The organism is Burkholderia sp. Ac-20345 (assembly GCF_017104825.1).
Lineage (GTDB): Bacteria > Pseudomonadota > Gammaproteobacteria > Burkholderiales > Burkholderiaceae > Burkholderia > Burkholderia lata_B.
This window is the reverse complement of the sequence record NZ_JAAGPO010000479.1, coordinates 1-1,726: the sequence shown is the minus strand read 5'-3', so window position 1 is coordinate 1,726 and position 1,726 is coordinate 1. Positions and strand designations below refer to the sequence as shown.

Annotated in this window: 3 protein-coding genes; all 3 read right to left on the bottom strand. The window is 67.8% G+C overall.

Annotated features, from left to right (window positions below; genetic code table 11):
• The coding region (gene pyrR, locus G3O06_RS48115; RefSeq protein WP_205820420.1) for a bifunctional pyr operon transcriptional regulator/uracil phosphoribosyltransferase PyrR at positions 1 to 508 on the bottom strand (508 nt) is incomplete at its 3' end.
• Positions 495 to 944 carry a Holliday junction resolvase RuvX gene (gene ruvX / locus G3O06_RS48110; protein WP_027788201.1) on the bottom strand — a complete coding sequence of 150 codons (450 nt, stop codon included), beginning with the start codon at positions 942 to 944 and terminating at the stop codon, positions 495 to 497. The genes pyrR and ruvX, both read right to left, overlap by 14 nt.
• Positions 941 to 1,519: a YqgE/AlgH family protein gene (locus G3O06_RS48105; RefSeq protein WP_011351143.1), complete on the bottom strand. Its 579-nt coding sequence runs from the start codon at positions 1,517 to 1,519 to the stop codon at positions 941 to 943. Before G3O06_RS48105 ends, ruvX begins: the two co-directional genes overlap by 4 nt.
• Between the last annotated feature and the right edge of the window lie 207 nt (positions 1,520 to 1,726).

Here is a 1,726-nt window from a genome sequence, read left to right as displayed (position 1 = left end):
GTTCACTCCACGCCCCCGTCTTCTGCTCATGCCACTCGCGAGCAATCGGATCGAACGCGTTCGCCCGATCCAGGGTGCGCTGCGCCTTCACACGCTTCTTCTCATGTGAGGGATCAAGGCCGCCGCGATCGGCGAGCACGGCGAGCTCGACCGCGGCCGGACGGCCGTAGTCGAACAGCTCGTTGAGTGCCGCGCGCACGGTGCGCCCGGTATACAGCACATCGTCGACGAGCACGATGCGCGCGCTGTCGACCTCGAACGGCAACGACGTCGGGCTGGCCTGGCTGTGCAGCCCCTTCTTCGCGTAATCGTCATGGTGCAGCGCGACGTTCACGACGCCGAACGCCGGCGCGCCGAGATCGCGCGCGAGGCGCTCGGCAAGCCATGCGCCGCCGCTGTAAATGCCGGCGAGCCGCGGGCCGCCCGGTTCGGCGAAAGCCGTGCCATACGCGGCGCGGATCTGGTCGAGCAGGACGCGGTAAAGCGCCTCGGCGTCAATGGTGCTCATGGTCGGACAATTGATCGAGATACTGTTGAAGGATGACGCGCGCCGCCTCGGCATCGAGCATCTCGGCCCGGGCGCGGCCGCGCACGTTGCGCTCGCGCAGCCCGGCCTCGGCCTCGACCGACGAATAGCGCTCGTCGACCCACGTGACCGGCAGCCCGAAGCGGCCGTTCAGCTGGTTGCCGAAGCGCTTCGCCTGCTGCGTCATGTCGTGCGGCGTGCCGTCCGGATGCATCGGCAGGCCGACGACGAGCGCGTCCGGCCGCCATTCGGCCAGCAGGTCGCCCACCGCCTTGAAGCGGTGTTCGCGGTTCAGGTTCTGGATCACGACGAGCGCACGGGCCGAGCGCGTCAGCGCATTGCCGATCGCGACGCCGATACGCTTTTCGCCGTAGTCGAACGCGAGGAGCGTCGCATCGCGCGCGCTCGCGCCACTCATGCGTGCCCTGCTTCGCCGGACAGCATCGACGAGCTGACGCCGAGCAGGCCGAGTGCAGCTTCGAAGCGCTCTTCGGCCGGCGTGTCGAACACGATGCGCGGATCGGCGGCCACGGTGAGCCAGCCGTTGCGGGAAATTTCTTCCTCGAGCTGCCCTGCCCCCCAGCCTGCATGGCCGAGCGTCAGCAGGAAGCGCTTCGGGCCGGTGCCCGTCGCGACCGCCTCGAGCACGTCCTTCGACGTGGTCATCTCCAGCCCGCCCTCGACGGACATCGACGAGTTGTAGCTCGCGCCCTCCACCGGCTCGTGCAGCACGAAACCGCGCTCGGTCTGGACCGGGCCGCCGAAGTACACCGGGATGTGCAGCAGCGGCTCGATGTCGAGCTTCAGGTCGATGCGGTTGAACAGCGATTCGAGGTCGATGTCGGTAGGACGATTGATGACGAGGCCGAGCGCACCGCGCTCGCTGTGATCGCAAAGGTAGACCACCGTTCCCGAGAACGTCGGATCGGCCATGTTCGGCATGGCGATCAGGAACTGGTTGGTGAGATTGATGCGATCGGAAGGCTTTGACATGGTTTGAATTTTAGCAAAGACGCCGCGGCCTGACCGGGCCGCGATCAACAAGCAACGCCCGCCGCGCTGGCAACGGCGCGCACGGATCACACGGCACTCTAACACGCGCGCGGGCGGTGTCGGCAGCGTGTTGCGGGCCCGTGCGGCAAGGGCCGCCGCCGCGTGTTCGTCCCCTTGTTCGTCAGGCCCGGCCGAGCACCGCGCCGA

What these genes read in the sequence shown, in the direction of transcription:
- G3O06_RS48105 (WP_011351143.1), bottom strand. Translation starts at nt 1,519, where the DNA reads ATGTCAAAGCCTTCCGATCGCATCAATCTCACCAACCAGTTCCTGATC.
- ruvX (WP_027788201.1), bottom strand. Translation starts at nt 944, where the DNA reads ATGAGTGGCGCGAGCGCGCGCGATGCGACGCTCCTCGCGTTCGACTAC.